General features: G+C 41.2%; 19 protein-coding genes, 1 pseudogene and 1 riboswitch. Of the genes and pseudogenes, 7 read left to right on the plus strand and 13 right to left on the minus strand.

The annotated features are described in order from the left end of the window. Window positions 1–188: pseudogene (locus F607_RS29655) on the minus strand (IS982 family transposase); the annotation flags it as partial. 595 nt (window positions 189–783) lie between these two features. Here F607_RS29655 and F607_RS0113295 point away from each other — a divergent pair. Next, on the plus strand, window positions 784–1,614 hold the full coding sequence (locus tag F607_RS0113295) for an HAD-IA family hydrolase (RefSeq protein WP_027708479.1): 831 nt from the start codon (window positions 784–786) through the stop codon (window positions 1,612–1,614). Between the two features lie 39 nt (window positions 1,615–1,653). Here F607_RS0113295 and F607_RS29660 read toward each other — a convergent pair whose 3' ends face one another. After that, window positions 1,654–3,216: a M28 family metallopeptidase gene (locus F607_RS29660; protein ID WP_038291300.1), complete on the minus strand. Its 1,563-nt coding sequence runs from the start codon at window positions 3,214–3,216 to the stop codon at window positions 1,654–1,656. Between the two features lie 609 nt (window positions 3,217–3,825). Between F607_RS29660 and F607_RS0113305 the strand changes: the two genes are divergently transcribed. Continuing rightward, window positions 3,826–4,404: a PEP-CTERM sorting domain-containing protein gene (locus F607_RS0113305; RefSeq protein ID WP_027708480.1), complete on the plus strand. Its 579-nt coding sequence runs from the start codon at window positions 3,826–3,828 to the stop codon at window positions 4,402–4,404. A 141-nt stretch (window positions 4,405–4,545) separates the two neighbouring features. Here F607_RS0113305 and F607_RS0113310 read toward each other — a convergent pair whose 3' ends face one another. The 3 genes from F607_RS0113310 to F607_RS29665 form a co-directional block, all read right to left on the minus strand. Then, on the minus strand, window positions 4,546–6,102 hold the full coding sequence (locus F607_RS0113310; protein ID WP_027708481.1) for an FGGY-family carbohydrate kinase: 1,557 nt from the start codon (window positions 6,100–6,102) through the stop codon (window positions 4,546–4,548). A gap of 81 nt (window positions 6,103–6,183) precedes the next feature. Next, on the minus strand, window positions 6,184–7,752 hold the full coding sequence (locus tag F607_RS0113315; RefSeq protein ID WP_027708482.1) for a glycerol-3-phosphate dehydrogenase/oxidase: 1,569 nt from the start codon (window positions 7,750–7,752) through the stop codon (window positions 6,184–6,186). Beyond that, on the minus strand, window positions 7,739–9,421 hold the full coding sequence (locus F607_RS29665) for an FAD-binding oxidoreductase (RefSeq protein ID WP_084611235.1): 1,683 nt from the start codon (window positions 9,419–9,421) through the stop codon (window positions 7,739–7,741). The genes F607_RS0113315 and F607_RS29665 overlap by 14 nt, the downstream gene beginning before the upstream one ends. A 431-nt stretch (window positions 9,422–9,852) precedes the next feature. On the opposite strand from F607_RS29665, the gene F607_RS0113325 reads away from it, so the two are divergent. Then, window positions 9,853–10,920, plus strand: a complete 1,068-nt coding sequence (locus F607_RS0113325) for an AraC family transcriptional regulator (protein WP_051311464.1) — start codon at window positions 9,853–9,855, stop codon at window positions 10,918–10,920. On the opposite strand, the gene F607_RS0113330 is transcribed toward F607_RS0113325, so the two are convergent. Beyond that, window positions 10,917–11,792 carry a cation diffusion facilitator family transporter gene (locus tag F607_RS0113330; RefSeq protein ID WP_038291302.1) on the minus strand — a complete coding sequence of 292 codons (876 nt, stop codon included), beginning with the start codon at window positions 11,790–11,792 and terminating at the stop codon, window positions 10,917–10,919. The genes F607_RS0113325 and F607_RS0113330 overlap by 4 nt on opposite strands. 89 nt (window positions 11,793–11,881) lie before the next feature. Further along, window positions 11,882–12,134: riboswitch (cobalamin riboswitch) on the plus strand. Window positions 12,135–12,288: 154 nt separating this feature from the next. Here F607_RS0113330 and F607_RS0113335 point away from each other — a divergent pair. Next, a complete protein-coding gene (locus F607_RS0113335; RefSeq protein ID WP_169719798.1) occupies window positions 12,289–14,139 on the plus strand; it encodes a TonB-dependent receptor domain-containing protein in 1,851 nt (616 codons plus the stop codon). Window positions 14,140–14,159: 20 nt separating this feature from the next. Continuing rightward, complete coding sequence (gene cobO, locus F607_RS0113340; protein ID WP_027708486.1) at window positions 14,160–14,762, plus strand: cob(I)yrinic acid a,c-diamide adenosyltransferase; 603 nt, start codon at window positions 14,160–14,162, stop codon at window positions 14,760–14,762. Between the two features lie 23 nt (window positions 14,763–14,785). Here the strand turns inward: cobO and F607_RS29670 are convergent, their stop codons facing one another. From F607_RS29670 to rlmKL, 4 genes are all read right to left on the minus strand, one after another. Next, entirely contained in the window at window positions 14,786–15,673 is an 888-nt protein-coding gene (locus F607_RS29670; protein WP_051311465.1) for a cobalamin-binding protein, read from the minus strand. Continuing rightward, window positions 15,658–15,903: a glutaredoxin family protein gene (locus tag F607_RS0113350; protein WP_038291304.1), complete on the minus strand. Its 246-nt coding sequence runs from the start codon at window positions 15,901–15,903 to the stop codon at window positions 15,658–15,660. The genes F607_RS29670 and F607_RS0113350 overlap by 16 nt, the downstream gene beginning before the upstream one ends. A 347-nt stretch (window positions 15,904–16,250) precedes the next feature. Beyond that, on the minus strand, window positions 16,251–16,562 hold the full coding sequence (locus F607_RS29675; RefSeq protein WP_051311466.1) for a hypothetical protein: 312 nt from the start codon (window positions 16,560–16,562) through the stop codon (window positions 16,251–16,253). Window positions 16,563–16,881: 319 nt separating this feature from the next. Then, window positions 16,882–19,065 (minus strand): bifunctional 23S rRNA (guanine(2069)-N(7))-methyltransferase RlmK/23S rRNA (guanine(2445)-N(2))-methyltransferase RlmL, encoded by a 2,184-nt coding sequence (gene rlmKL, locus F607_RS0113360; RefSeq protein WP_027708488.1) that lies wholly within the window; start codon window positions 19,063–19,065, stop codon window positions 16,882–16,884. Between the two features lie 327 nt (window positions 19,066–19,392). On the opposite strand from rlmKL, the gene rmf reads away from it, so the two are divergent. Then, complete coding sequence (gene rmf, locus F607_RS0113365; RefSeq protein WP_027708489.1) at window positions 19,393–19,605, plus strand: ribosome modulation factor; 213 nt, start codon at window positions 19,393–19,395, stop codon at window positions 19,603–19,605. Window positions 19,606–19,678: 73 nt separating this feature from the next. Here rmf and F607_RS0113370 read toward each other — a convergent pair whose 3' ends face one another. From F607_RS0113370 to F607_RS34095, 3 genes are all read right to left on the minus strand, one after another. After that, entirely contained in the window at window positions 19,679–20,710 is a 1,032-nt protein-coding gene (locus F607_RS0113370; RefSeq protein WP_027708490.1) for a quinone-dependent dihydroorotate dehydrogenase, read from the minus strand. A gap of 71 nt (window positions 20,711–20,781) precedes the next feature. Next, on the minus strand, window positions 20,782–21,537 hold the full coding sequence (locus tag F607_RS0113375; RefSeq protein ID WP_027708491.1) for a TerC family protein: 756 nt from the start codon (window positions 21,535–21,537) through the stop codon (window positions 20,782–20,784). Between the two features lie 173 nt (window positions 21,538–21,710). Next, on the minus strand, window positions 21,711–21,887 hold the full coding sequence (locus F607_RS34095) for a hypothetical protein (protein WP_157365469.1): 177 nt from the start codon (window positions 21,885–21,887) through the stop codon (window positions 21,711–21,713). Window positions 21,888–22,208: 321 nt separating this feature from the next. On the opposite strand from F607_RS34095, the gene F607_RS0113390 reads away from it, so the two are divergent. After that, on the plus strand, window positions 22,209–22,619 hold the full coding sequence (locus F607_RS0113390) for a cytidine deaminase (RefSeq protein WP_027708492.1): 411 nt from the start codon (window positions 22,209–22,211) through the stop codon (window positions 22,617–22,619). Window positions 22,620–22,679 lie beyond the last annotated feature (60 nt).

Genomic DNA, 22,679 nt, shown 5'->3' on the forward strand with positions numbered 1-22,679 from the left:
AAATACCGCCAGATATGTGTATCTTCATCTAGCCCAAAAAACTCGCCGATGAGCTCCATTGCAATCACTTCAGGATCAGAAAGGGAAGGCATAGTCCCTCGTTCACGTAATCGCTGGCCTTTAAGTAAATCATTAAAGGTATCATCAACCCAGCAATAAACTGCTATGATAAACTCTTCTACTGACATCCCCTGTCCCTTTGAATTTGTTTCGGCAAAACAAAGGTTGGGGTCAGGGGTTGTCATTTCAAACTAATAAAAGTCGAGCATCGCGTTAAAATAACGAATAGCAGACTTTTGTAATTTGCTAGAAGAAACTAGCCTTAAATGCCTACTTCTACTTAACACGATTTTTCAAGGTGTAGCCAATCATCTATGTTTGTTTTTTATACTACACTAGTCATTATTCAAAAATTGCCTACTTAATACTAGACTTGTTACCTTGCTATGGATATTGAGTCATAAAAGAGCTTTCATTCATACAGAATTCAATTCTTCTTCATAATTACTTCATATTATAGCTAAGTTTCTCCAAACCTATTGACAGCATGCCAGCTTTTATAACATTTTCCTCGGCTTACCTGACTGTCTAATCATAATTTATTGTTGATTTAGGTAATTATTGTTTATGCCGACTCACTTAAAACCGTCTATTATAGAATTTAGCAAGCATGCAATGTTCAAAAATAGATCATAATAACAACACAATTCACGCACCCTAAGGCTCTAGTGAATGCCCGACAACACATCGGATTGTGTTAGACACATGAATGGGAGAGCCCCAATGCATCTCAACTATCACCGCAAATACTGCGGCAAAATACAAGCTGTCATTTTTGATATGACAGGAACACTGATAGATTTTGGCGCTAAAGCCAATGGTCAAGCACTACAACAGCTTTTTAACCAGTATCAGATACAGCTACCACCCGATACTTTACTGGCTGTTGCAGACTTACCTGATTTGGCCCAACTCAAGTATCTTTTTGCGATAGAGTCTATTAAAAACCAATGGCAACAACATCAAGGTTCCCTACCTGACGAAAAACAGCTTGAACAACTGAATATACAGTTAAGAACACAGCAAATAGTGTGTGCAAGTCAGCAGCTGTCATTACCTGTTGACAGCAAAGCTGTCTTCCAATTCATACGAAAACAAGGTTATAAGGTAGGGGTTTGCACTCATTACTGTCGAGATATTGCCAGTGATCTCATTCCACAACTGGCTGAAGGAGGTATAAAAATTGACCACTGGGTGAGTGCCGCGGATGTTAGCCAACCTCGACCAGCCCCTCATCTAGCCCTTACCTGTGCTGTTGCTTTAGATATTTTGAGCGTCTCAGCTTGTGTAAAAGTAGATGATAGTCTTAAGGGTATCGAAGAAGGTCTTAATGCCGGTATGTGGACAATAGGCACGGCCATTAGCGGAGAATACAATAACCGCTCCATCAATGAATGGAACCAGCTGAGTAACACAGAAAGAGATAAAATTCGCAGCGAAGCAACACTCAGTCTTTATCGAGCAGGTGCTCATTACGTTGTAGATACTATTAGCGATATTCAGTCATGCCTGGAAGATATTGAGGCACGCCTAAAAAGAGGAGAGCGGCCCTAACAGCCGCTCGCCACATGATTTTACCTTGCGCCAGCGTGATTATTTTATCCAGTCATTCCCCCAACGCTCTGGCTCTATTTTCTTAGCGGGCACTGTACGACGCATGTTATTTGCCCGTAAAGGAGGTTGAATTGTCGTATTTTCAAGTGATTTGGTTGAATATGCAAAGATCAGTGTGGTAAAAGCAGCAGCATCAACATTGATATCAAGCGCCCGATCATTAATATTAGTGATATCATCACACGCCTGGTGATAACAGTGATCATAGGCCTTACCAGCTTCACCGCCAAAACGTCTGGCCTCTTCCTCTGTTTTTATACCTTCAGCACCAGTAAACAAGCCTCCGAAGGCAATACCTTCATTAAAAAACTCAGCATAGTCAGACCGGAAGCTGATTTCAGTGCCTCGGTAAGGTTGACCGAATAAATTAAAAAAGCGTTCAAAGGTATGTTCAATCACATCTGAACCTGGAGGCCCCTCAAGTCCAAAAGATGAGCCATCTCCATCATAAATACCATTAAAATAATTTGGAGAACCAATCATATCAAAGTTCAGATATAAGGCTATTTTATCTTTTTCTTCTTCTGTCAAGTTTTGCACATAATGTGTAGAACCAACTAAGCCTGACTCCTCAGCGCCCCACCAAGCAAACCGTAATTTATTCTTAGGCATCAGATATTGCATTTTTAACGCAATTTCCAGAATCCCAGCACTTCCCGAGCCATTGTCATTAATACCAGGTCCCTCATCTACAGAATCCAGGTGAGAACCTACCATCACCACATTATTTGGATTACCACCCTTTGATTCTGCAATGACATTGTACGTTTCGGTAGCAATACGCTTCACATTAGCCAACATCTGCAGTTGCGGACTGCGAGCATGTACCAGTGACTCTCCCACGTCATAGGTAGTAAACATAACAGGAATACCGCCACTGTAACTACTACCTAAAGTACCACTCATTAAGCCTTTACGATCTTCGGTATTTCCCTGATTAAAAATAATAACCCCTACTGCACCAGCAGCTGCTGCATTTTCAGCTTTCAAACCAAAAGCACATGCACCACGCTGAATCAACGCAATACTACCAGCTGGGAAATTATCAAAATCTTCTTTTTCACAACCACTGGTTGAATTATTATTAGGACCGAGATGAATATCAACAGGTGCTACAGGTGCAGTCACATTTCCAGGTTCAGAATGTGTCATTACTTTAAAATCAGTATCTTCTTTATAATCCTTTGAATCTGGCGCTGTTTGCACCATGGTCGATGCACCAAGCTTTTCAAATGAAGTAAACGCAAAAGGCTGAACTTTTACATCGTAACCTGCAGATGACATTAAATTAACAACATAATCTATGCTTTGATCATAGCCACTGGTACCAGATGCACGAGTACCACCATTAGCATCTGCGATCGTTTGAAACATTTGCAGGTGTTGTTTTACACCATATGCATTAACACATTCCATTAACTGCCAAGGCATACGGTTAATCGTTTGGTCACACATAGCGGCTGTTGTGCTCGTATCAGCTGTCGCTAGGCCTGACGTGCCCCCCAATATTGCAATCATTGCCGGAAGAAGTTTTTTGCGCATGATGTCCTCCATATCGTTGCGCGGATTATTTTTATTGCTCTAAATTTTTTACGGGTATATCCCTTCAATACCCACAGAGTAGGGTATATAACTTTATAGTTTTATTTTACCCTTTCAATTTATACCAGCCATACCTAACACACAATACCAAGCTAAAACTTTATTTTTCTATTTTGTTGTTTTAACATCGAACAAGTGTCTTCTACTTTAATGTTTATCGCTGTACAACAACAAGAGTTTGCATTATCGTACAAGTTTCACCCACAACCTATATTTTAAAATATTCATATTGATCACTCTCATCCTTTGTGAATGTTTTTATTGGGGATAGACTGGACTGTTAAGAACAACATCGGCAGCAAAGTCTAAAAAATGATTCGCTTAGAGAGTAAATAAAAACTAATATAAAACGCCATAATTTACACTGTATTAGTTGACCTAACAGCAGTAAATTATAATGATATAAATGTCTTGAACCAAAATTTTATATCCCCTTACCATAGGGCTTTATGCGGAACGAATCCATCGCCACAGAGCGATTGACAATAGCACTCTTATTACAACAAACGTGCTAGACACTTAAATAATAATACATATAAGGAGTCATGGATGAAGTCAGTCTATAAAAAAATTGCTGGATTAACCTTTGCTCTTTGTGCCACTTCAGCGCATGCAGGTCTGCTCAGTTTTGAAGATATTAATCCTGGTAGCAATTTAGACGTTATAAATAACTACGGTGGTTTTTCATTCGGTGGTGATGGGCCATCATTAGTATTTGACGCAAGCCAACAAGCAAATGGTTTAAAAAATGCAGCGATAGACGGTGTAAATGCTGTACTGAATTTTTCTGGCCATGATATTATCATGCGCTGGCTAGGAAACAGTTTAATTAATTTTGACGGTGGTTATTGGGTTAGCGATAGCAATGATAGCTTAATAAGCTTTGAAGGATGGCGTGATGGGCAGCAGATCTTCAACAGTGGTATGTTTACGTTAAATGATACGCAAGCAACACATATCCAGTTAGGCTGGTCTCAAATAGACCAAATTGTCATTAAAACCCATTCTCCTACAGTTTGGGGGATGGATGCATTATCCTTTACCCAAGTTCCAACACCTACAACACCTGCTTTATTAATGCTCGGCGGATTAGGTCTACTATTAAACAGAAAAAAATCTACTCGCTAAGTATTTAGCCCGACATTTTACTCACAAACTTTCATCATGGGCATATAATTTTGCCTATGATGAAGTCTTGTTTGTAAATCAAGACAGAGGTGTTTAGATACACCTATTAGAAATGGTGTTTAGCCAATAATATCAAACATCTTAATATGAAGGATAGCCTGTAATTTGCTGGATATTTTTGTATAACGGTCGTAACCTACCAAACATTTTTTTATAGACTTTACCATAAAGTGCATTATATAACTTAACATTTTCCGTATGTGGCAAAAATGTTTTATCACATCGAGTCATTGCTGCAATCGCCTCAGCATAGCTTAAGTAAACACCTAATCCAACATAAGCATTAATGGCTGCGCCTAACCCCGATGTTTCAATTGTGTGAGGCCGCTTAACAGGCAAATTAAAAATATCAGCCGTTAACTGCAAAACAGCATCACTTTGCGCCCCACCACCTGATACACGTATTGACTTTATGGTGATCCCACTACGTGCTTCAATTTGTTCTTTTCCTGCACGCAGCGCATAGGCTAGTCCTTCAACAATAGCTCGATATAGGTGCGCACGCGTATGAACATCACCAAACCCAATAATTGCGCCTTTACCAAAGGGTTGTTTCAACGCAGGAGACCAATAGGGTTGTAACGTTAAGCCCATCGCCCCAGGAGGAGACTTAGCCAATAACTCATCAAATAGTTTTTCCGCAGGAACACCAAGCTCCTTAGCACGAAGCTGCTCTTCCTTACCAAATTCTCGCTTAAACCAGCTTACCATCCAAAATCCGCGATACACCATTATTTCTGTATTATAGGCTTTTGGAATGGCTGCAGGATACGGAGGAATAAAGCGAATAGGCTCAACATACTGGTGTTGGGTTGTATTAATCGTCGCTGTAGTTCCATAGCTTAGACAGGCAATTTCTGAGGAAAATGCCCCTGCACCTAATACTTCACATGCTTTATCAGAAGCGGCAGCAAATACTGGTAATCCAGCCTTTAAGCCAATCACCTCAGCAGCTTGCGGAGACAAATGACCTAATAATGTACCTGGATCATATAATTTTGACAATTGCTGAGTAGAAACACCAGCTAGTGACCAACGCCATGACCCTTTCTTAGCCCACTGTAAACGCTTATAATCAAACGGCAAATAACCGACCATCGCTCCTGTTGAATCAACCCATTCCCCCGTTAGTTTATACAACAAGTAACCAGACAAATAGACAACATAAGTCGTCTTACTCCAAATTTCAGGCTGATGTTGCCTTACCCAGTTTGCTTGAGCTTTACTTTGTAAATACGTTAATGTTGATGACAACCCCAATAGGCCCAGGCCACATTTTAAGTAAGTTGGTAAAGGTAACAGTTGAGTAGCTCGTCGCTGATCAAGCCATAAAATAGTACTCCGTAATGGCATACCCTGCTTATCAAGAAAAACCACTGAACCTCGCTGGCAGGTTAAGGCCAGCCCTGAAATTTGTGATTGATAATCAGGGTGTTTTTGCCAAAGTTGTTGGCAAGCCGTTGACAGTTGCTGCCAAAAATAATCAGGATGCTGTTCAGCCCAGCCTGGCTGGGGTGATGTATAAGCGTGTAATGCAATTTGCTGCTTTGCCAAAAGTGTTCCGAGCTTATCAAAAACCATTGCTCTAACACTTTGCGTACCACAATCTATTGCCAATACGAACGATTCTTTTCTCATGCCTTTCTCTAATTACATGATAGAAAACAGCTTCAGTATTTTATGCACTGCTAAGAGGTTGTTGCAAAAGGCACAATGAAGTTAACTTACATTAGGTAATTGGTAAGCACGCAACCAGATCTGCTGGTATCGCTGCACTTCCTGCCGCCAGCGCAGATCATCCCAGCTTAACAATTGTTGGCAGTAGTATTTAATTTGAGGAAAATATTCATCCCCACCATTACGAAGTAATAAGCCTAAACGAGTTCGACGCAACAGTAAATCATCCAAATGTATCACCCACTCATGCATCAATATCCACTTCAACTCCGCCCATAATGTATGAGATGCACCTATGGTATTCAGCTCCTCTTTTTTCGCACAGGTAAGTAATTCATTTGCTGCTTTTCCGTAGTATCCGAATAAACGCTGCAACTGTTGTGGATTTAAGTAACGCAACCACTGATTGGAAATTGATGGTGTTCTCAGCCATGGTGATGTGTGTATGGACACTGGTTGCGCATCTGGGCAGTATTGGGCAACTAACGTCATAACCTCCTCTGCAATTAAATGAAAGGTTGTCAGCTTTCCACCACTAACCGAAATAAGCCCTGGCTCTTGCCAAATCATATGATGTCTAGACTCTTTAGAAGGCTTCCGCTGTCGTTTTTGACTCAATACTGGTCGAACCCCACTCCAACAACTTAATACATCACTTGCCGTAAGCTTCGCATGAGGAAACTGGCTATTAGCCGCTGATAGTAAATAATCAATTTCTGTTAATGATATTTTTGGTTCTTTATCAAGTTTTTGGGACTCATCGAGATCCGTTGTACCAACAATCGTTGCATTATTCCAAGGATAAATAAAAACGGGACGATGATCTTGAGGATGAAAAAAACTGACCACAGCGGGAACAGGCAATCGCCAAGCAGGAAAAGTCAAATGACTTCCTCGTAAAGGTCTTAGCGTTAATCCCGGTGCTAATGACGCTAGTTTATTACTCCAAACACCTGTCGCATTAACCACGACCGTGGCCTCAAGTACTGCCTGCTTATTGGCTTCAGTACAAACTTTTACACCCACAACCTGATTGTCTCTATACACCAGCTCATCAACACGCGTATAGCTTAACAGCTCAGCCCCATCATTTTTGGCTTCTTGCAACACACGCATAACCAGTCGTGCATCATCAGTTAGAGCATCTTGAAAACCTGAACCACTCACACAAGCCGACGATACACAAGGCAGTAATTGCCGTATTTTTAATTTATTAAACCACTGACGCGTTCGATACCCAGCTAATCGATCATAACAAGTTAACAATAACTGAAAGGCATGATGTGTAGGCCATTGCCATGGCTTATGCAGCATTAAAAAAGGTATGAAGTTGACAAGTCCAGGTAAAGATTGTTGCAACCATTCACGCTCGTTAATCGAGTCTCGTGCTAACTTCCAGTCTCCACTTCCCAAATAGCGCAAACCTCCATGCACCATACTTGAGGAACGACTCGATGTGCCCCAAGCAAAATCACGCTGCTCAATCAACAAGCAGCGTAACCCTTGTTGTGCCGCTGCACGTAAAATACCTGCTCCTGTAATACCTCCACCAACTACGATCACATCCCAGCTTGGGGTGGAAAGTTTTTTTAAATAATCAGGCGACAACATCTGTAGTGTCCTTGAGTACATGGGATAAATCACCAGATGCTGTTGGACCAGTTGCTGTTAGCAAAGTATCGAAATTTGGTGGTAATAAGTTATGGGCACATAGTCTTGCATTTGGGTCAAAGTGCTGACATAACGCTGAAATAGCCTTCAACTGTTGTTCATCTTTTGTTGAAGGTAGAAATGTACGGTGATCAACTCCCACTCCATGATGATGACTGACGGTCCCGCCATGCGTTACAATGGCTTGCATTACTGCCGCTTTCAATTTTTGCCAGCGTGCTAAAGTAATGTCATAGGTTTCTCCAAGTCGAAATACAAATGTCGTATACAAACTTGCGCCTTGGGCATAGCAGTGAGAAATATGGGTAAAAACATGCACCTGCTCAGCAGCATCGTGTAAAGCACTACGAAGCGCTTGCTCCATCGCTTGACGTAATGAATCAATATGTAACCACTGAGTCGCTGTTTCTACCGTATCAACACCATAGCCTGCTTGCCATAGGGTCTCTCGCAAATAAGGATTTCGATAACGATGGCGTTGCCATTGTTGGCCAATTAATTGCCCAGTATTAACCCCACCATAAAAACGACTGATGCGACGTAACTGCTTCCAGGCATGATGACATTGCGCTTTTTCCCCAGAAACACCAACTAGTAACTGGCACCGCCCTGCTTTAGCTCCTCGCATTACAAGTAGTTTTTCTAACCAGCGAATTGCATTTTGTTTGTCCGATAGCCGCAAAAAAGTTTCCGTCTCTTCCGGTGCACTCAGCCTTAGCATCGATAAAGGTATACGTTGTTGTAGCGCTTGTTGACAGGCTGCAATACCTGCCTGCCAGTCAGGGAAAAATAATCCATAAAATGCTTCAAACCGAGGTAGTCGGGAAATATTAACAATCACCTCAGATAAAATGCCTAAACGCCCTTCTGAGCCCAAAACACATTCTTTTAAATCAGGACCAGCAGACTCCGCAGGAAATGGACGTAAATAATAACTACCCTGGAATGTTTCTAAACGACCGCCAGCAAAGAGCGTTTCAATGCGTCCATAACCCAAAGATTGCTGACCACTTGAGCGTGTGGCGACCCACCCACCTAACGTTGAGTATTCAAATGACTGAGGAAAATGTCCCAACGTAAAACCATGAGCCTGTAGCTGAGCTTCTACTTGTGGACCTGTAGTCCCTGCACCAAATGTTGCTAATAAACTTTCTTTATCCAGTGCAAGCAACTGGCTTAAACGAGACATACTGACAGTTAAAGTAGGTCTTGCACCTGCCTGAGGGTTAATATGTCCTACCACACTAGTACCGCCCCCATACGGAATAAGATTGCAGTCCATTTGCTCTGCCCATTCCAACAACTGAAGTATATCATCACGACTTTCTGGAAAAGCGACGCCATCAGGCACCGTTTCAATTTGTCCACTTTTTTTAGCCAGCCAGTCAGCAAAACTATGCCCTCTGGCATAACATGCACGAACCTCTGGGTCTTTATTAACTAAAGAATGATTAGCCAAACGACTTTCTGCAACCTTGGTAGACACCGTTTCCAGCAGAGCTTCTTCAAGAGGATAACCTGGACCAATTAAATCCGCTAAATAGTGAAGTGCATGCTCAGGAAGCGGGTAGTCATGGCCTGCTTCTCCCCAACTATTCCACCTCTGCATAACGAACCTCCCTATCGATAGCTCACATCAGTCAACTAAAAGGCTTGAATAATAATGACGAAAAATAGACATAAAAGACTTTATTACATGGCCTATTCAGCTTTTTTATTGTTTTTAATATTTATAACTATACCCTTCACGAATGATTTCTAGGTTTTGTTATCTTCACTCCTCACCCCAATCACCTATTAATATAGGCTCATGGGGCTTCGTTATTCGATGGCCGCACCTAAAAACCATTCATATTGGGTATATCCATCCATTATGGGTATATGATTGTATTTTTAGTTCATAGCCAAACTAAAAATGATCTTATCATGTTTATATCTTATCTCGCTTTTGCACCATCACTCTAAATGTGTGGTTTATTCAAAATGCACCACTTTTGGATATATACTAACGGGAATAAATACCAAAGATAATGTCAAAAAATGCCACATAAAGTAACAATTGAGGCCAGCTCATTATTAGGTGAAGTGTCATGGGGTAGCTTATTACCCTACCTACATTATGCCCATCAATTAGATATCAACACCCAACAACTTTTAAAGCAGCTAAGTATTATACCTTGTACAGATACCGCTGCGCGATTTCCTGGCTGGAAGGCACAACAATTACTACTCGCATTAATCGATGAAGCAAACGATGAGCTTTTTGGACTGCACGCGGCTCAATTTATACAACCAGCGTCTTACAATGTGCTCGGCTACATCACTATGAACTGCGCCACTTTAAACGATGCTATTCTGCGAATTACACCTTATGAAAAGCTAGTAGGCGATATGGGTAGCACATCCTTAGACTACTTGCCTGATCGATTACGTATTAATTGGTCATGTATTTATACACACCCAACAATCAAACGACATATGGTTGAGCATTGTTTTGCTGCATGGACCCACTACGCTCGCTGGATTACAGGAAAGCCTGAGCGTACTCCTATTGTTGTACACTTTGCTCATAATGGCCCTGTAGAAGCCGATTATCAGGAGTACAAGCAGCTATTTAATTGTCCAGTCTATTTTAACAAGCCTGAAAATAGCCTGGATATAGCCCTTACCGATCTGCACACACCTTTACAACAAGCCAGCCCGGCATTACTGAAAACCTTGGAGCAACATGCACAACATGTCGTTGCAACGCTCACCCCCCAAGCCAACTTAACCGCACGCGTAAAAGCCATTATACAGCAACAGCTTTCTAGTCATGCCGTATTCACAAAAGAGGAGATTGCTAAACAACTGGGAATGACCACTCGGACGTTACATCGCCACTTAAAAAGTGAGCAAACAACATTTCAGCAATTACTTGATTTGGTTCGGATGGAGCAAGCTAAATATCTACTGAAAGAAAGTGCAATGACAATTCAGACAGTTGCTGAGTACTTGGGCTTTAATGAAGTACGCTCATTTCAGCGCAGCTTTAAGCGATGGACTGGCATAACACCCAGTCGCTATCGTACAGCACAAACTATCCAGTCAAAGTCGTGTAATTATTAAACAGGGTCTTGGTGAATAGTAATATCTGCATCAGGGTAATCGGCTTGAATCGCTGCTTCAACATTATCAGCAATTGCATGGGCTTGTGCTAAGGTTAAATCCTTATCCAGTTCAACATGCATCTGGATTATTGGTATCATCCCTGACTGTCGTGTCCGTAACTGATGGATACCACGAACGCCATGTACAGCCAAAGCCAAAGACTCAATATGGGTCAGGGTATAGACAGGAAGTTCACGATCCATTAATCGATTAATTGCATCCACTAGAATTTCTCTGGCGCTCATAACCATATAAATGGCTATTGCAATCGCGAACAAACTGTCTGCCTGATGGATACCCATGGCCGTTAACGCCAATGCCGCAATAACCGCTAAGTTAGTCAGCACATCCATTCGATAATGCAAAGAATCTGCTTTTATTGCAACGGAGCCAGTTAGCTTAACCGCAATATGTTGAATACCCAATAATACAAAAGTAAGCAGAATAGCAAAAATACTTACGCTAATACCAACCCATTCCGCTTCAACCACCATTGATTTCCGCCAGTGCCCTACTGCATGAAAAATCAGCACTAATGCTGATCCCATAATAAACATAGATTGAGCGAGTCCCGCTAAAGATTCTGCTTTACCATGACCAAACCGATGGTCTTCATCAGCAGGCTTCAACGAGTAACTCACTGCTCCATAATTAATGATGGATGCCATCGCATCCAGTGACGAGTCGATGAGAGAAGCCAAAATACTCACTGAGTCTGTTACCACCCAGGCAACTAATTTTACCAAGATCAGCATAATAGCCGTTACGACAGATGCTGTACTAGCAAAGCGTAACCAAAATACTTTATCGTCAGATTTAAAAATAGACATAGTTAATTCGTACTCAATCCCCAAACAACAACTCACGAGGGGTATACTTGACTCAAGCCAGCATTGCTCTCAATATAGCGCTTTTTTACAACATACAATGTGTTATAGGTGCCATTACATTATTGGTTAAACGGGAAGAGTGGTAATTAGAGCCTGCTGGGTTCTAACAAGCCAACGCTGCCCCCGCAACGGTAAACAGTCTAGGTGATAAGACCACCTAAATACCCAAAATCCACTGTGCTTACTGAGTAATAACTCATCAGCATGGGAAGGATGTGGTAGCTGTTGTTTCATATACAACAGTCTGTAAGCCCGGATACCGGCCTATAACCTACGTTAGGTGATGCGGAGGGCTTCACCCACAGGTACTTCCCTTTTCTTGGGATCTTTAACGAGCCTCTGTCAGAATGTGTATACATTACATATTATCCGACTGCTGTTACCTGTTTGCCCTTCTCAAAGCCACTCAACAGCAGTACATGGTTTTGAGAACTCAATGAATAAAATCAGCACACTCATTACAGGAATCTCTTTTTTCAGCCTGTATTATACCGCCCCTACCCAAGCAGAAGACAGTTACCACCTACCCAATATGGTTGTCACTGCTACAAAAACACCTCAAGTGATAACTGACTCTTTAGCTCCTGTGAATGTATTTACCCGACAAGATATTGAACACTTACAAGCACAGGACATATTCGATGTACTTCGACACATTCCAAGTGTAAACATTACTACAACGGGAGGTAAGGGCACAGTATCAAAACTGTTCTTTAGAGGCTCAAGTGACAAACAAGTTCTAGTGCTCGTCGACAGCATAAAAATAAATACTGCTACCAGTGGCAAAGCATCTTTATCCTCAATTGATATTAACCAAGTGGAACGTATAGAAGTTGTCAGAGGTCCTCGCTCCGTGCTATATGGGTCAGAGGCTCTTGCCGGTGTCATCCATATTTTCACACAGCAATACAGCGAAAAACCCATAGAACCTTCTTTTAAGGTTGGATTTGGCTCTCATAAAAGTGAGCAATATATGACTGGGATAAAAGGTAAGCAGGGAGATGCCTATTATGGGCTAAAAACGAGCTACTATACGACAGAAGGCTTTAACCGTTGGCATGGTGACTTAAGTAATGAAAATGATGGCTATCGCAACAAGTCTTTTACAGGGAATATTCAATATCAGCTCAATAATGATAGCCAAATAGCCCTGCAGCTCATGCGTCAAAAAGCTGATGCGGAGTATGACAATGCTTATCTAGTAGATAGCCCAGTTTATACCGAAACCACTCTCGAAACAGTTAATACAAATTATAGCCATCAACTTACTCAACAATGGGACATTAAAATCAGTGCTGGCCTTACCACCGATAAATCTGATGACAGGACAGATCATATTGGCCGTAACTTTTTGTTAGAGTCTAAACGTCGAGCATTTAACTGGCAGAATAATATACAACTGTCTCCAGTCCAATTAATCACCTTCGGCTTTGATTACAGTGATGATCATTTAAGCTCAACAACTAGTTATGATGAAGATGAACGTGAAAACCGTGCCTGGTTTATTCAAGACCAGTTACAACTTGGCAAACATGAAATCCTGCTGGGTTTTCGTCAAGATGATAATGAACAGTTTGGCAAGCACAACACTCGAAACCTTGCTTGGGGTATGCCAATTAACGATACTTTTAAGGTAACAGCCAGCTACGGTGAAGCATTTGTAGCACCATCTTTTAATGACTTATATTATCCTAACTTTAGTAATCCTGACTTAAATCCCGAACAAAGCAAACACTATGAATTGGGTTTACAAGCAGATTTTGGACATACTCAGTGGCAAATGAACGTGTTTAAAACTGACATTGACGATATGATTATTTTCCAAAATAGTAAACCTGAGAACAGCGAAAAAGCGCAAATTAAAGGCGTAGAGCTTGCTATCAATACCCTATGGCAAGGCTGGCAAATTGATAGCAACTTTACAATTTTAGACCCTGTTGACAAAAACACAGTTACTGACGGCCAAAGCAAAGAGCAAACCTTACCTAACCGAAGTCGTAGACAATTTTCCATTGTGACCCATAAAAACTTTGGGCTATATAGCCTAGGTTTTGAATGGCAAGGCCAAAGTAAACGTAAAAACATAGGTTCGGACAACGTAACGCTACCTGGTTATGCAACCGTAAACCTAGTCCAGGCTTATGCACTGACAGATGAAGTCAGTATTGAGTGGAAAATAAATAACCTTTTTGATAAAGACTACGTAGAGGATTTAAATAATAATATTCCTTACGAAACCGATGGTATTAATACCTTTATCTCTTTAACGTATCGGCCCAACCTTTAAACAACTGACGCTAAACTCTTATGACAAATAATGAGCACGCGCGCCACAAGGCGCGTATGATTAAAAAAAAACAACATATTGACCAACGTATTGCAGCGGCCAATGAGTCCCGCGGCATCATTATTGTCTTAACCGGTAATGGTAAAGGAAAAACAACTGCCGCATTTGGGAATGTAGCACGGTGCATAGGACATGGTTATCACACAGGTATAATACAGTTTATTAAAGGTGACTGGCCTTGTGGTGAACGTCAACTTTTAGAGCAAACTGGGCGCGCTACCTTTCATGTGATGAAAACAGGTTTTACTTGGGAGACTCAAGATAAAACAGTGGATATCGCTGCTACACAAGAAGTCTGGAAAGCAGGAAAAGTAATGCTAAGTGACCCTAACCTACGGCTTGTTGTCCTTGACGAAATGACTTATGTGCTACGCTATGGCTACTTAGCAATAGAAGAGGTTATGAGTGCATTACAGCAACGTCCAGCCATGCAGTCGGTTATTATTACCGGAAGAGGTTGCCCTCAAGCGTTAATTGACATAGCTGATACAGTAAGTGACATTCAGCCCGTTAAACATGCTTTTGATGCGGGTATTCAAGCACAAGAAGGTATTGATTGGTAAGTTAAGACAATGGAAGCTTTTTATTACTCGCCGATTTTTACGCCAGTTAATTTCTGACAAATTGTTTCCATTGCAACTAAAATACGAGGTGTTTGTCGTAAAAATTGGTCCGGATTAACCGTTATTATTCGTTTTTGTTGAACGGCTTTTAAAGTCTTCCAACGCCCTGTTAATTGCTTTAAAAATAGAGGATCAGTAACTATTAACCAATCAGGTTGATGTGCAAGAAGCGCTTCAAAATTTACTTGAGGCGCTATAACTTTAGCATCATAAAATATGTTTTCACCACCGCACAATGAAACAACTTCAGACGTTAAGTGTTGTCCATTCAGTGTTTGAATTGGATTAATATTTAATAATATAGCGACTTTTTGTTTTAAAGATTTCGACTTAACCTGAGATGCTAACTGCTGCCATCGCTGTTTAAACGCTAAAGCAGCTTGTTTTGCTTCAGACTCATGAGCCGTTATCGAACCAAACCGAATCAACTCATCTTCGATAGCTTGTAATGTTTTCGGTTCTGAAAAAATAATAGGTATACCTAACTGCTCAGCCTTTCCCCCAAGTAAGTGCTTATTTCCACTCCCCCAAGCAATAATCAATTGCGGCTGAACTGCAAAAATTTGTTCCCAATTAAGTAAGTTATAAGCACCAATAATAGGTTTTTTTTGTGCATCTGGAGGAAAATCACTACCATCAATTACACCAACAATATTCTCTCCAGCTCCAACAGCATACAATAGCTCAGTGATATGAGGAGCCAAACTGATCACACGTAGTGACTTGTTTTCCACTTCGCTATGATCATGTCCTTGTGCTACTGAAACTGGAATGAATGAGATCAGCAAAGCCCAAACTAACAAAGAAAAATGCAACTTGAACAAGCGATAATTTGTTACTCTGAAAGCCATGTTGATAATTGCACCTCATCAAAAGGCCAAAATAGTTTTTTTTCTCTGAGTTTATCTTCCAGTACTGGAATATGTACACCATATAACGCTATTAACTTGTCGCATACAGCAATATCAACAATCTCTATATCTATGCTTGATATATGAGAAGTTGAGTTTATCAAACATAATGCCTGTTCACACAGGTGACAACCTTCTGTAGAGTAAAGTATTAGCTTTCGTTTTGTCATACATTTAAGCTCGATAAATATACCTATGACGAAAGGTTTTCAGAGGTTTAGGCAAATCCTAAATGCTTCATGACAGGTATAAGTTATAAATCAAGTGTTTTATAGCATATAAGTAACCGCTCTTGCGATATTTTATTGATAAGAACTTATAGGTACTTCTAAAAATACCCTTTTTTCGTGATAGCGGTGTCAGCACGGCACTCATGAACCCGCTAACATTTATTAAACTTAAGGCTGCTATCATTAAACATGCAGTAGCATGTTTAGCCATTTTGTAAAAGCAACTATAAAATAAAAGGCATAAAAAAAACCCTTAAACAGGGCTTTTTTTGTAGTGATGAAGCAAGCTAGTTTGTAACAGCAGCGCTACAACGACTAGCTTCGTTACGTTCACTTAAATCGAACTTAAACGCAAGAAAGACGATAACAAAGTCGATCAATGCTGTACCTAAAAATCCAACAATAGACTGAATTGATGCATAGTTCTGTGGACTCATCAGATAAGCACCAATATTTGCAATTCCGAAGAGAAACCAAGTCATTTTACTGACCCCTTTTCCTGTTTTGCTTTTTAACAGTGCAACCAACTGAATCACTGTAGCGGCAGGAAAAATGATCATTGGAAAAAAACCAGCAATGGTAACAATGATCTCAGGCATAATATGTCTCCAACTACTGCTTAACTAATAACTACTTGGCAAATCAGTATTTACCGCCCCCTGTCCTGGAACGGTATCACTTAAATTTACTTAAACGGACTAACCAACCCTCTACACCCTCTTTAATGGGGCATTAGTAGCGGATTATACTGCAACTGGCCTTATATAAATTGATACTCGTCAGCAAACTTCTGCTATTTGGAACCTAGTTCACTTACTGAGATAAATTGCATTAACTTATGGTATTAGACCAAATAGCCCACTTCTCAGTCAATCGGCGAGGGATCGCCGATTGTCATTATGACACGCTCCCTGCAAATCAGTTTCGATGGCAAAGTCGCCAGCAGCGGTGAATTTTAGGGTTTCGAGCAAAGTCAGGGTCTATCGTCTTGCTAGATATTTCTTCTACCTCAAACCGATAAAGCAGCTGATCCACAAACTTAAAGCGCCTGAAGTTGTTAGAAAAATACAGAGTACCTTGCTTGTTCAAACGAGACATAGCCAGCGTTAATAATTTCTCATGATCACGCTGAATATCAAAATCTTGTTCAATACGCTTTGAGTTTGAGAATGTAGGAGGATCAATAAAAATGAGGTCGTATTGAGTGTGGTTTTGCTCCAACCATTTTAAGCAGTCAGCCTGGACCAACTGATGCTGCTCCCCTAACCCATTCAGGGCAAAGTTTTTTGTAGCCCAGCCAATGTAAGTCGGAGACAAGTCCACACTGGTTGTAGAAGCAGCCCCACCCAGTGCCGCATGAACGGACACAGATGCAGTATAACAATATAGGTTCAGTACACGCTGACCTCTTGCCTCAGCAAATATTTGTCGCCGCATCGGCCGGTGATCCAAAAACAGTCCAGTATCCAGATAATCTTTTAGATTAACCAAGAACCGAGCCTGATATTCAGTGACAGGAAAGAAGTCACCGGTTTGATCATGTTGCTTATATTGCTGAGTTCCTTTTTGCTTTCGACGCTGCTTAAGCACAATTTGGTTACTCGCAACACCTGTTACATCCGGTAGAACACTCAAAGCATCCAGCAAGCGCTGCTGTGCACGCTCAGGATCAACACTGGCGGGAGGAGCATACTCCTGAACATGAAGCCAATCAGCATAGCGGTCAATGGCAAACGCATACTCAGGCATGTCAGCATCGTAGATTCGATAACAATCAACATTCTGTTGTTTTAGCCAAGGTTTTAGCTTTTTAATATTTTTACGAAGCCGATTAGCAAACATTGTTGCTCCTGCAGAAACAGGTGCTTCTACATAAGCTTCACGGCTGGGTTGAGTCTGCCCTTCTGCGTGTTTATGGGCTTTTACTACATACTCTGGTGAAACATCAAAGGTCAACAGCTTACAAGGCAAGGCACCATTAAAAAATGAATACTGACGCTTAGCTCTTAGTCCCATTCTTTTCGCCAGTTCAGGGTTGCCAGTAATCAGTCCTGCATCCCAGCCCATACAATGCTCTCTTAGCTGGGTTCCTAAGTTTTGGTACAAATAAAGTAGTGTGGCATCCTCTCCTAAACGCTCTCCATAGGGAGGATTAGTGACTAAAAACCCCTTTCCTAAGTTGCCAATAACTTGCGGTAATGTAGAAAGATCTTGGTGTTTAATTTGGACTTTATCTTGTAAACCTGCTCGGTGGATATTGTTACATGCTGCTTTAAGCGTTGCTTGATTAGTTTCTAATCCAATAAACTCAGGTAGTTCACGTTCAAGGCCCGCAGCAAAGCGATCTTGAGCTTCAGTGACAATTTCTCGCCAGTGCAGAGGAGTATGTCCATACCAACGGTTAAAACCAAAATACTGACGATTCAGCGCAGGAGCTCGATCCATAGCCATATGAGCAGCTTCAATTACCAGTGTTCCAGCACCACACATAGGATCAATCAGCACTGGGTATTCTTGCCAGCGGTTTGGCCAACCTAGACGATACAAAACGCCTGCCGCTAATGTTTCTTTGAGTGGTGCTGTCCCTGCTTGTAGTCGATAGCCCCGTTGGTGCAAACTGTCACCTGACAAGTCTAGAGCAATAATAACGTGATCACGCTTAAGATAAGCATTAACTCTTAAATCTGGCTGTTTAATCTGAACCGTGGGCCGCTTTCCTGTTTTAGTCCTTAAGAGGTCGACAATGGCGTCTTTAACCGTTTGTGCGCCAAATCGAGTATGTCTGATTGCATTTGAAGAACCAGAAAAGTCAACCGCTAAGGTTCCTGTTGGTGATAGATGATCTTCCCAGGGCACTTGTTGTACCAATGCGTATAAGTCATCAGCACGTTCAACTTTGCCTTGAACCAAAGGAAGTAGAACCCGGTTAGCAAGACGACTCCACATGCAAATACGGTAGACATCCAGCATTGCCGCTTTGAATGTCACGCCGGCAACGGTTTCTTTAACTTCTCGCCCTCCTAGCGACTGAATCTCTTCAGCTAACAAACCCTCCAAATGCTTTGCACATGTTACAAAGCAGTCAACTATCGTATTTGCCATAGTACGTCATCATCTGAGCAGGTAAAAAAATCCGGCTATTCTAGCGGATCTACGATGAATTCAAAGCATAATCTTCATTATTGCTTATTGTTACCTGTATTGATTTACTTCAATGAACTAAACTCATATAGAGAAGATTAATAAAAGATTAATTATCTATAAATAATGATTTCTTAACTTTAAGAGTGCTATCCGCTATTACTCTAACTGAGGTGTGTGTTAAGAGGGGTCATTAACCACCAGTTTAATGTAAGCATTCCTTTTGCAAAATACTTACTACTGTAATCATTCAATTCACTCATTAAAGCCAGTGAGGCGATCTGGATTATGAAAAGACAAAAAAGAAGTAGAGAAGAAAGGGCTTTCCAAAAAGGGTATCAATCAGGCGTCACAGGAAAACCTAAAGAATCCTGTCCACACGATCAACTCAATCAACGACAAGCATGGCTAAGCGGCTGGCGCGAGGGACGAACCGATAGCTGGGATGGCTATACCGGTGTATCTGGCATTCATAAACAGCAGCAGCTCCACTACAGTTAGACTACCTCCTCTTACACTTTTAACACACCAACAAACCAGGGCCTAAGTTTTATAGGCCCTGTCACATATCAACTCAAGTTTCTTTTTCGAGTGACTTTTTAATCTCTAATACACAGTCCCTGATTAGAGTGGGTCCCTGGTAGATAAATCCAGAGTAAATTTGCACGATATCTGCGCCAGACTTAATTTTTTGTACTGCATCCTCTGCACACATAATTCCGCCAACCCCAATAATGGGGAAATCTGGCCCTAATTCAGACCGCAAAGCACTAATGACCTTATTTGACACTTCCTTTAATGGAGTGCCACTAAGTCCTCCCGTTTCTTGCCCATGCTTATAGTCAGAAACCTGCTGTTTATCTATCGTCGTATTCGTTGCAATGATGCCATCAAAACCTTGATCACAAACGGCATCTGCCACTAACATTATCTCATCATCTGTTAAGTCAGGCGCTATCTTAAGGGCTAATGGACGATAACAGCCATAGCGTTTAGCAAGCGTTTGCTGCTCTGTTTTTAAGCGGGATAACAGCTGTTTTAATGAGTCTCCAAACTGTAACGTTCTTAGACCAGGGGTGTTAGGTGAAGAAATATTGACCGCAATATAGTCAGCTGCAAGATATACTTTGCGTAAGCAGGTTAAGTAGTCTTCATTTGCTTGCTCGACAGCCGTTGTTAGGTTTTTTCCTATATTAACCCCAACGATTCCTGAGTACTTGCGACGAACCACTTGCTCAACAAGGTGGTCAACACCTTTATTATTGAACCCCATTCGGTTGATGATGGCCTGTTTCTCAGGTATTCGAAATAAACGTGGACGCTCATTTCCTGGTTGAGGTTTTGGGGTAACCGTACCCACCTCGATAAAACCAAATCCCAAATTGCCTAACCCATCAAGACAGTCTGCATTTTTATCCATACCTGCAGCAAGCCCCACAGGATTTGGGAAAGTTAACCCCATGAGCTTAACAGGGCATTCGGGTATTTGAGGCATAAAAAAACGGGTCAAACCTAGTGTTTGACCCGTCTTGATGGCAGTTAAACCAGCATCATGAGCTAGTTCTGGTGGTAATGTAAACAATAGTTGACGCAGTAAGTGATACACAGGCTGGACCCTTTACTCCATAGTTGCAAGTTGGCGCAAAATTATACCCTGAAAACTCACTGCCGCTAAGGTTATTCTTCTATCCCCTCCTTACTAAGAGGTCGGTGTAATACAACAGGTACTCCTTGACGGCTTCGGCGACGCATATTGAGCACCTCCACGCCAAAGGAAAAAGCCATAGCAAAGTAGATATATCCTTTAGGAATGTGAAAATCCAAACCTTCAGCAACCAGGGTCGTTCCAATCAAGACCAAAAAGCTTAATGCAAGCATTTTAATACTGGGATGGCGATCGACAAACTCACTGATTGATTTTGCTGCAACCATCATCACAATGACCGCAATCACAATAGCAATAATCATTACTTGAACATGTTGAGCCAAGCCTACAGCGGTAATGACTGAGTCAAATGAAAACACTATATCAATCAAAGCAATCTGGATCAGCACACTTAAAAAACTAACTTGCTGTTGCTTTTGCTGATGACTTTCTGGCCCTTCAAGTGAGTTATGGATCTCAAAGGTACTTTTTGCAATCAGAAACAGCCCCCCAGCCAGTAATATGAGGTCTCGCCCAGAGATTTCCTGTGACATCACCGTAAAAAGTGGTGCTGTCAGTTGCATAATCCAGGTTAAAGACAACAACAATCCAATTCGCATAACCATGGCAAGTGATAGGCCAATTAACCGCCCTTTTTGCCGTTCACTCTGTGGTAAGCGACCAACCAAAATGGATATAAAAATGATGTTATCTATACCCAGAACTATTTCGAGTGCTGTTAGCGTTGCTAAAGCGATCCACGCTTGAGGATCAAAAAGCCATTCCATATTAAACCTTACAGTGGTGACATTGATTAAAAGGACGTTCTCCAGTATAGAAGTGTCAGCCTATCAATATGATGTACGTCAAAATAACCGCTTAAAAACGTCAGAATTATAGAAGTAAATTGACAAGAATCCATCTTCACATGACATTTATGAGGTCTTTAACCGAATTTCATTTATGTGAAATCACGCCCTTCTTTTAAATCATTTGAGTCACCAGGATTTACAGAGTAGGTGCTTGCATTTTCGTTCAAGTGATGGCAATCTGTGACGGTAATAACAGTTAAATCAATAAGTTGGCTTAAAACTATAATACACAAGGGGCTTAAAGGCCCTTTTTCATTTTTACACATTCATACAAACCGTATTGAGTGTGTTTAAACTATTGTTTTGCATACCGAAAATAAGCAGTTGATTTGCAATTGCTTGGTAAAGGGTATAGTAGTAACGAATGATGGTTTTGATCACAACATCATGGCTAGTGAAACGTTTGATTGATAATAGTCAGAGCATTGAAACAAACTACCGTGCTAAAAGTTTCTTGCCATTGTTGAGCTTAAATAAGGCTTCAAGGCACCAGGCTACTGATCTAAAAACCATCTTTTATTGATAGTCATTGGTAAACTGCTTATTTGCTTTAAAGCTTATCTAGCAGATTATCAGAGGGTTTTGGTATGAATGAAATTCCCCATGATACACTCATGGCTATGAAAGCAGCTGCCAAACAAGCTGCAGCAAATGCATACTGTATCTATAGTGACTTTCCTGTAGGTGCAGCCCTTCTCACTAAAGCCGGACAAATAATTCCTGGCTGCAATGTTGAAAACATTTCTTTTGGCCTAACCAATTGCGCAGAGCGTACAGCCATCTTTTCAGCTGTTTCACAAGGACTAAAAAAAGAAGACCTTGCAGGTTTGCTGATCTACATGCCTGGCAATAAGCTTTACTCACCTTGTGGAGCCTGCCGCCAAGTCATGGCAGAGTTTTTATCTGAAAGTGCTCCTATCTATGCAGCATGCGATAAAAAAGAAGAAACAACGCTATGGCAAATGAGTGAGCTACTGCCTGCTAGCTTTAATTTCTAAATGCATTTCTTTAAACAGCACTGAGAAGAATATCTTTGTGATTTTCTTCTCAAGATTTAA

This window comes from Zooshikella ganghwensis DSM 15267 (genome assembly GCF_000428585.1).
Lineage (GTDB): Bacteria > Pseudomonadota > Gammaproteobacteria > Pseudomonadales > Zooshikellaceae > Zooshikella > Zooshikella ganghwensis.

Excerpts from the sequence above, each read along its gene's own strand:
- F607_RS0113390 (WP_027708492.1), top strand. The coding sequence starts at position 22,209 with ATGAATGAAATTCCCCATGATACACTCATGGCTATGAAAGCAGCTGCC.
- F607_RS0113315 (WP_027708482.1), bottom strand. The coding sequence starts at position 7,752 with ATGTTGTCGCCTGATTATTTAAAAAAACTTTCCACCCCAAGCTGGGAT.
- F607_RS0113375 (WP_027708491.1), bottom strand. The coding sequence starts at position 21,537 with ATGGAATGGCTTTTTGATCCTCAAGCGTGGATCGCTTTAGCAACGCTA.
- F607_RS0113330 (WP_038291302.1), bottom strand. The coding sequence starts at position 11,792 with ATGTCTATTTTTAAATCTGACGATAAAGTATTTTGGTTACGCTTTGCT.
- rmf (WP_027708489.1), top strand. The coding sequence starts at position 19,393 with ATGAAAAGACAAAAAAGAAGTAGAGAAGAAAGGGCTTTCCAAAAAGGG.
- F607_RS29665 (WP_084611235.1), bottom strand. The coding sequence starts at position 9,421 with ATGCAGAGGTGGAATAGTTGGGGAGAAGCAGGCCATGACTACCCGCTT.
- cobO (WP_027708486.1), top strand. The coding sequence starts at position 14,160 with ATGACAAATAATGAGCACGCGCGCCACAAGGCGCGTATGATTAAAAAA.
- rlmKL (WP_027708488.1), bottom strand. The coding sequence starts at position 19,065 with ATGGCAAATACGATAGTTGACTGCTTTGTAACATGTGCAAAGCATTTG.
- F607_RS0113305 (WP_027708480.1), top strand. The coding sequence starts at position 3,826 with ATGAAGTCAGTCTATAAAAAAATTGCTGGATTAACCTTTGCTCTTTGT.
- F607_RS0113335 (WP_169719798.1), top strand. The coding sequence starts at position 12,289 with ATGAATAAAATCAGCACACTCATTACAGGAATCTCTTTTTTCAGCCTG.
- F607_RS0113310 (WP_027708481.1), bottom strand. The coding sequence starts at position 6,102 with ATGAGAAAAGAATCGTTCGTATTGGCAATAGATTGTGGTACGCAAAGT.
- F607_RS29675 (WP_051311466.1), bottom strand. The coding sequence starts at position 16,562 with ATGCCTGAGATCATTGTTACCATTGCTGGTTTTTTTCCAATGATCATT.
- F607_RS0113295 (WP_027708479.1), top strand. The coding sequence starts at position 784 with ATGCATCTCAACTATCACCGCAAATACTGCGGCAAAATACAAGCTGTC.
- F607_RS0113350 (WP_038291304.1), bottom strand. The coding sequence starts at position 15,903 with ATGACAAAACGAAAGCTAATACTTTACTCTACAGAAGGTTGTCACCTG.
- F607_RS34095 (WP_157365469.1), bottom strand. The coding sequence starts at position 21,887 with ATGTGTAAAAATGAAAAAGGGCCTTTAAGCCCCTTGTGTATTATAGTT.
- F607_RS0113325 (WP_051311464.1), top strand. The coding sequence starts at position 9,853 with ATGCCACATAAAGTAACAATTGAGGCCAGCTCATTATTAGGTGAAGTG.
- F607_RS29660 (WP_038291300.1), bottom strand. The coding sequence starts at position 3,216 with ATGCGCAAAAAACTTCTTCCGGCAATGATTGCAATATTGGGGGGCACG.
- F607_RS29670 (WP_051311465.1), bottom strand. The coding sequence starts at position 15,673 with ATGGCTTTCAGAGTAACAAATTATCGCTTGTTCAAGTTGCATTTTTCT.